This window comes from Photobacterium ganghwense (genome assembly GCF_003025595.1).
Taxonomy (GTDB): Bacteria; Pseudomonadota; Gammaproteobacteria; order Enterobacterales; family Vibrionaceae; genus Photobacterium; species Photobacterium ganghwense.
This window is the reverse complement of record NZ_PYMI01000016.1, coordinates 1-5,671: the sequence shown is the minus strand read 5'-3', so window position 1 is coordinate 5,671 and position 5,671 is coordinate 1. Positions and strand designations below refer to the sequence as shown.

8 protein-coding genes and 1 pseudogene are annotated in these 5,671 nt (G+C 53.4%); 1 reads left to right on the top strand and 8 read right to left on the bottom strand.

All coding sequences use genetic code 11. From position 1 onward, the window contains the following. Positions 1-396: 396 nt before the first annotated feature. The gene (locus tag C9I92_RS24885; protein WP_047886637.1) at positions 397-873 is read left to right on the top strand and encodes a phage protein; all 477 of its coding nucleotides are present in this window, start codon (positions 397-399) and stop codon (positions 871-873) included. A 327-nt stretch (positions 874-1,200) separates the two neighbouring features. Here C9I92_RS24885 and C9I92_RS24880 read toward each other — a convergent pair whose 3' ends face one another. The 8 genes and pseudogenes from C9I92_RS24880 to C9I92_RS25510 form a co-directional block, all read right to left on the bottom strand. Beyond that, complete coding sequence (locus C9I92_RS24880; RefSeq protein ID WP_047886636.1) at positions 1,201-1,512, bottom strand: hypothetical protein; 312 nt, start codon at positions 1,510-1,512, stop codon at positions 1,201-1,203. A 232-nt stretch (positions 1,513-1,744) separates the two neighbouring features. After that, complete coding sequence (locus tag C9I92_RS24875; RefSeq protein WP_047886635.1) at positions 1,745-1,933, bottom strand: hypothetical protein; 189 nt, start codon at positions 1,931-1,933, stop codon at positions 1,745-1,747. A gap of 9 nt (positions 1,934-1,942) precedes the next feature. Beyond that, on the bottom strand, positions 1,943-2,140 hold the full coding sequence (locus tag C9I92_RS24870) for a hypothetical protein (RefSeq protein ID WP_047886634.1): 198 nt from the start codon (positions 2,138-2,140) through the stop codon (positions 1,943-1,945). 94 nt (positions 2,141-2,234) lie between these two features. Next, on the bottom strand, positions 2,235-2,828 hold the full coding sequence (locus tag C9I92_RS24865; RefSeq protein ID WP_053061911.1) for a hypothetical protein: 594 nt from the start codon (positions 2,826-2,828) through the stop codon (positions 2,235-2,237). Then, the gene (locus tag C9I92_RS24860; protein WP_107193940.1) at positions 2,825-3,976 is read right to left on the bottom strand and encodes a hypothetical protein; all 1,152 of its coding nucleotides are present in this window, start codon (positions 3,974-3,976) and stop codon (positions 2,825-2,827) included. The genes C9I92_RS24865 and C9I92_RS24860 overlap by 4 nt, the downstream gene beginning before the upstream one ends. Next, a complete protein-coding gene (locus C9I92_RS24855; protein WP_249037528.1) occupies positions 3,973-4,746 on the bottom strand; it encodes a hypothetical protein in 774 nt (257 codons plus the stop codon). Before C9I92_RS24855 ends, C9I92_RS24860 begins: the two co-directional genes overlap by 4 nt. Continuing rightward, on the bottom strand, positions 4,746-5,345 hold the full coding sequence (locus C9I92_RS24850; protein WP_047887922.1) for a hypothetical protein: 600 nt from the start codon (positions 5,343-5,345) through the stop codon (positions 4,746-4,748). Before C9I92_RS24850 ends, C9I92_RS24855 begins: the two co-directional genes overlap by 1 nt. After that, positions 5,346-5,671: pseudogene (locus C9I92_RS25510) on the bottom strand (hypothetical protein); the annotation flags it as partial.

Below are 5,671 nucleotides of genomic sequence, written 5' to 3'. Positions count from 1 at the left end.
GGACATGGTGTCACTTTTTGCATTCCTTGTTACACAAGGATTTGCATAGTAACGGCATGAATATAGCGACTTGAACGGTTTCATGACTTATCTGTTATTTACCATAACACGGTCATAATGCGCACTGGGGTGTCTGTTTTTAACATTTAATGTGTCAGTACCGATACCGTTGCTTTTGGTCGATAAAAAGTCTTTGGAAACAGTTATTTAAATGAATATCTCAGGGTTTTTCTTGTGGCGCGCACTCGGTAGATTCCTGCGCTCAATAACAAGGATGTTTTGCGGCTGTTGTCATTTCTTGCTGTAAATCGGCGTTTTGATAGCACCCACCGATTGAACCCCTAGTTATTAATAGAAAAAAACTTAGAAGAACGATTTAAATTTGAGAGGTTCATCATGCTGCATGAATCGTTTGTGAAGCTGTTTTGGCGACATTTTGATTCTATCGAGCAAGCCGCCGCGTGGTTTCATGTTCGGCCTGTCACTGTCAAACGTTGGCTGTCAGGCAAAATCGACGTGAATCCGATGGCGGAAAAACTGCTGCTTATCCGTGCCCGTGGCTACCTGCCGGACGATACCCGCTGGACGGGATTTCGGGTTGATGAGGAACGCTGCATTATCATCACCCCTGAAGGTCGCGTGTTCAGTCCCAAAGAGTTGGATTCGTGGGCGCTGCGGTTTGATGAGTATCATGCCCTTAAGCGTATGTATGAGTTGGATTATGTGCCGGTACGCTCTAACGTGGTCACGCCGTTGCCGTTTCGTGGCGGCCGCCGCATGACACAGCCCCAACAGCAAACGGTAACAAAGGATAAGAAAAAAGCCGTCAGGAAAGCCCAGGCTAAACGTGCGACCCGTTCAGCGTCACCCTAACCTTATGAATATAAGAAAGCCCGCTATTGCGGGCTTTATCATTTGAAATCGGCTGCGAACAGTCGTTCTGCTTCTGTGCTGTCCTTAAGCCTGCACCAATGTTCTACTGCTGCAATCTTAAAATCATCCCAGGAGTCATAATCCGTGTTCACCTGTATGTATAAATCCCACGCTTCGAATGAGAACCGGCAGTCATCCAAGATGTAGCCTGATCCTTCAATAAGCGATGGAAAGTCGCTGAATCTAGAGCAAGATTGAATGAACTCCGGTGAGAAGTACGCTTCAAAATCTGACTGAAAACCCAAGATAACCCCTCACGCTATATCACTATGTGAACAGCTGTTTGTGAATATAGAGCCGCCCCGCTTCAGAGAGCATGTCCTGCCACGATTCAAAATTGGTATTGAGGGCAATAAACTGATTCCACTCTCGGGCGGGAATGGCCTTGAAGTCTGCTGGAGTTTTGACGTTAAAGCCACTGGCTTCCATCAAAATATCTAGACTGGCAAACTTGGAATGCATTTGAATAAATCTTGGCGGCATGAGTTCGTTAAGCGAGACCCCGCTACCATCAAGTCGTTTTGCCTTTGTGACTAACTGTTTAGGATTCGTTGATATGGTGTCTAGTTTGATTAGCATTTGGCATCCTTGCAGTTGTTCCGTTAATTTGATGTTAGCAGCCAACTGCTATTCCATATAGGAATTTTTTAATCATAAGAGACAGTTATCATAGGCGACTGAGTTGCAGGAATAACTTAAGATGTTGTGCTAATTTTAAGAAGCATGCAGTACATAGCGATTATTTTTTGGGATACCGTGTAACTTCTGTTGCTTGGTTTTCTCATAGCCCCCCCTTGGCGGAGGGGCTTTTTTATGGCTCTTGATTTGGCGTCACACGCCATTCCAATTTCATGATCCGCTTCTCATGCAATTGCAGCATTTCCTTTAATTCGCCCAACACTGATTCATGGGCTTTGACGGCGCGAAACAGCAGATAACACATGATAAGAGTTGGAGGCGTCACCCCCAACTCTGCAAACAGCTTGATGAGCTCTCCCATACAAGCCCCCTAGCCTTGCTCTTTGCGAACCGTGTCGAACAGGCCAATCAGTGCCGCCGCGATGGTCGGAATCAGGCCGCCAATTTGCGCGCCGTTCTCACCGATAGTCACCTGGACTAACTCGCTGTTGCCGGTGATGAGTCCGGCGGCCACGCTACCCAGCAGCAGCAAGCCGGTTTTGGTGCTGGTTTCCTTCAGATTGATCATAGTAATCCCTGTTTACGCAAAAACTTGATGGTGTATGCGCCTGCGACCATGCCCGCAACGCTGATGCCGATTTGAATGGCGATGCTTTTCTTGGTCATGCCAGTGCGACTCCTTCCATGACTTTGTGATAGCTGTACTTTTTACCGACTTCCATCTGTGCCATAGCCTTGATGATTTCGGTGGCTGTGTGGTCGTCGTTCATGTCCAGCCGGTCATTTTTGCCGTAGCCCGTCCACTTGGCGACCATGTTGGCGTAATGGTTGCTGTTGTTTTCGTGGCTCGGCGCGAACGTGTGGACGATGCTGTGAATCGTGTTGATGCCGCGTTTCTGGTAGCTGCGCAAGATACGGGCGGCAGCTCGGAATCCCCACTTGTCATGCTCGAAAATGGAAAACCGTCCGTCGCTGCCGACCTGGCCGCGCCATTTGTTGCGGGTGCTGTACTCGATGTTCAGCGGATTTTTGTTGCGGATACCGCGTGGCTGACTGGTATCAATCACGTCTGTAGCTCCTTCAATAATGCCTGTCCATGACAAACCTGAATCCGTGCCGGTGTTGATGGCTCCGGCATCGGTATTTGTGTTGCCCTGGTTGGGAATGTTGGTAACGGCGGGCGGTTGGGAAAGCCCGCGGTAAATCAGCCATGCCGCAGCGCCCAGCGTGGCTCCTGCAAACACGGCGATTTTCATGTGTACAGCCCCCGTCGCATCGGCGTTTGGGTGTAGCGAAGGTAAACCTGCATCCCGCCGCAGTTGCGCACTAAATCCGCATTGGCCTGTGATAGCTCAATTGTGACGGCGTCACCGTTAAAATCTGCCACGGTGATACCGTCATCCAGTTTGCCGGTTGAGTCTACATCCCCGTCGGTCACACCATTGACGCCGCCCCAGAAATACAAATTGGTGTAGGTCGCGTGCTGATGGATACCCTGCGGGCAATGCAATGGCGAACCGGGCTTTTTCGGTTTGAAGGTAAAGCGGTTTCCGGCCACGGCGGTGTCATTACAGACAAACTCAATCAGCTCGTTGAAACGCAGATGGCCGTAACCGTCCGAGTCCATGTTGATGATCCCGTTTTCGACTGGCTTGCCGTCTTTGTCCACTTCAATCACCTGCATCCCCAGCAGCATCAGGCTGTTCATTTCGCCAGGGTTGGACATGATTTCAAGGCACACAAACGTATCGCGCTGGTCAGAGCCGTGATGCCTGAAAACGTCCGATTCCAACACTTTCACGTTGTAGCCGGTGCTTGGTGCCGGTCCATACATGCCGCCCGTTGTGACCAGGCTGGTATCACTGCGCATTCCGCCCATGGTGGAGGTGTCAGCACTGCGGAAACCGAGCGTCACCGTCATGCCGTCCACTGCGGCAAAAATGGCGTGCGCCTTGTAGTAGCTGTCTGTTTTTGGCAGGTTCAACTGCTGGTAAATGGTGCCCTTGCAGTTTTTGGCCGCCACCCAGATGTCATGGGCTTTGAACGGCACCGACGCTAAGAACGGCGCGAAATGCAGGTTGCGGTGAACCCCGAACGCGGTGTTTATCGCCTGGTCTAACGGCGTGCCGCTCTGCTCGAAGTGCCAGCCATCAGCAAAGGTGCCCGCGTTCTGGTTGGGACTGCCGACACGTGAGCCTGGCAGGTAGACGCCGGTGAACTTGGTTTCCTGTGCCTTGTTGCTGGCACTGTCGAGGAACGCCGGATTTTTCACGTAATTGGTCATGCGGGCTTTGCCCAGCTGGCCGAGCAGCTCAAGGCCGTGTTGCAGTTCGTCGGCCAGAAACTCAATCTTGTTGCGGGGGCTGCCTGCGGGCAGCAACTCGCGCAGTGTCTTTCCTGTCATCGAAGCACCTCGATAATCTGAATGGTGTCACCGTCGGCACCGGCAAACGCCAGCGCGGCGGTGGTTTCAAGTTTCAGTTGCTCACCGGCGGCCAGCTCCCAGCCGTCAGCCAGTGTGACCGGCTGGGTATTGGCTGGGCTGGCTTTCAGTAAAACGTGACAACGTAATGGGTTCGCCGCCTGCTGCGCCGTACCGGTGGCAATGGTCAGCAGGCTGCCCGCCAGTGAGGCCGCGACAACCGGCGCGGTTTCCAATGGCTTGTCACTGGATACCCGCACCGCCTGCTCCGGTGCCAGGGTGATTTCCGGCAGGCTGGACACCGCCAGCTTTTGACCGGCAGCCAACTCGATGGCCGGTAGCTGCGCCACCGTTACCGCCTGGTCTGCGTCCAGTTGTACCTTCGGCAGCTTGCTGATAACGACGGGTTGGCCGTCAACCAATGCCACCTTCGGCAACAGACCGATATTGACCTGCTGGTTCGGTGACAGGGTCACTGTCGGCATTTGCGTGACGGCGACTTGCTGGCCGTCAGACGGCGGGATATAGCGCCCATAGCCGCACACGATAATGACGGTGCCCGCCTCGCCCATGTTCTCCACCGTGACACGACCGGTCAGGCGCGGGTCGATAATCTGCGCGCCCTGCTTTAAGCGGTAATCGCCACGCTCGGTGGAAATCTGCACCGCATCGGGACAGGCTTCGATATACAGGAACTCGCCGACCGCCTGAAACTGCTGGCGCTGGCGGGGCTGCATGATTTGATGAAACATTATTTGCCCTTCTTGAAGATGGTCATCATGGCAAGGAAGAAGAACACCAGGCCGACCATGATGGTCATCTGCTTGGTGGTCGCCACCTGTCCGCCGTCGCTGTTCATGGCTGCTAGGTCTTTCAGCGCCGCCAGATTTTCACTGTTCTGTGATGCCTGGTTTCCGGCCAGCCCCGCGATCATTTGCAGGTTTTCATGGTGCGCATTGCTCACATCATTGATGGCCTGCATCGACACCTGGCTGTTGTAGTCCAGTGCCGATTCGCCGAAGGCAAACGCCTGGTCCATCGCATCGTTACCGAAGCTCAACGCCTCCGAGCCGAAATCCAATGCCCGGTCAACGGTTTCGCTCCCCATCCGCAGCGCTGCCTTCGACACATCGGTGTTACTGTCGAGCGCATCCCGTGCCATCTGGGTGTTGGCGGTAATCGCCAGCTCGCCCATTTCCGACGCCCGCGCAATCGCGCCGTGGTCGGTCATGTTGACGTTGATGTTCGAGCCGTTAACACCGGAAATGGCGACGCCAAGGTTATCGCCGTCAATCCCGTTGGTGCCGTTGACGTTGGTGGTATTGGATGACTTTTTCGACCTGCTTCCCATTTACACCTCCAACTCATGCCAGGTGCACAAGCACCCGTTGTTCAGTTGCTCGGTTTCGGTCAGTTTCAGGTCGCGGAAGTAACGGTACATCCGGCGAATGCCAGGCTTGGCCGTGGCACACGTTACTGACTTGAACCCTGCGCCTTTCACCCGTTTGATGAGTTCCGTCACGCCAGTGCGAAACCCTTTGCCTGCAACCGCCCACACAAAATAGCTGTCATCAATCACTTCACCGACAATCGACAAATCCAGGCTGTCACCGGTGACGTGGTACAGGCTCAACGTGCCGTCATCCAGCCGTTGACACATCAGCGTGTATTCGTCGG

Coding starts and splice junctions, on each gene's coding strand:
- C9I92_RS24885 (WP_047886637.1), top strand. CDS start 397: ATGCTGCATGAATCGTTTGTGAAGCTGTTTTGGCGACATTTTGATTCT.
- C9I92_RS24870 (WP_047886634.1), bottom strand. CDS start 2,140: ATGATCAATCTGAAGGAAACCAGCACCAAAACCGGCTTGCTGCTGCTG.
- C9I92_RS24860 (WP_107193940.1), bottom strand. CDS start 3,976: ATGACAGGAAAGACACTGCGCGAGTTGCTGCCCGCAGGCAGCCCCCGC.
- C9I92_RS24855 (WP_249037528.1), bottom strand. CDS start 4,746: ATGTTTCATCAAATCATGCAGCCCCGCCAGCGCCAGCAGTTTCAGGCG.
- C9I92_RS24865 (WP_053061911.1), bottom strand. CDS start 2,828: ATGAAAATCGCCGTGTTTGCAGGAGCCACGCTGGGCGCTGCGGCATGG.
- C9I92_RS24875 (WP_047886635.1), bottom strand. CDS start 1,933: ATGGGAGAGCTCATCAAGCTGTTTGCAGAGTTGGGGGTGACGCCTCCA.
- C9I92_RS24850 (WP_047887922.1), bottom strand. CDS start 5,345: ATGGGAAGCAGGTCGAAAAAGTCATCCAATACCACCAACGTCAACGGC.
- C9I92_RS24880 (WP_047886636.1), bottom strand. CDS start 1,512: ATGCTAATCAAACTAGACACCATATCAACGAATCCTAAACAGTTAGTC.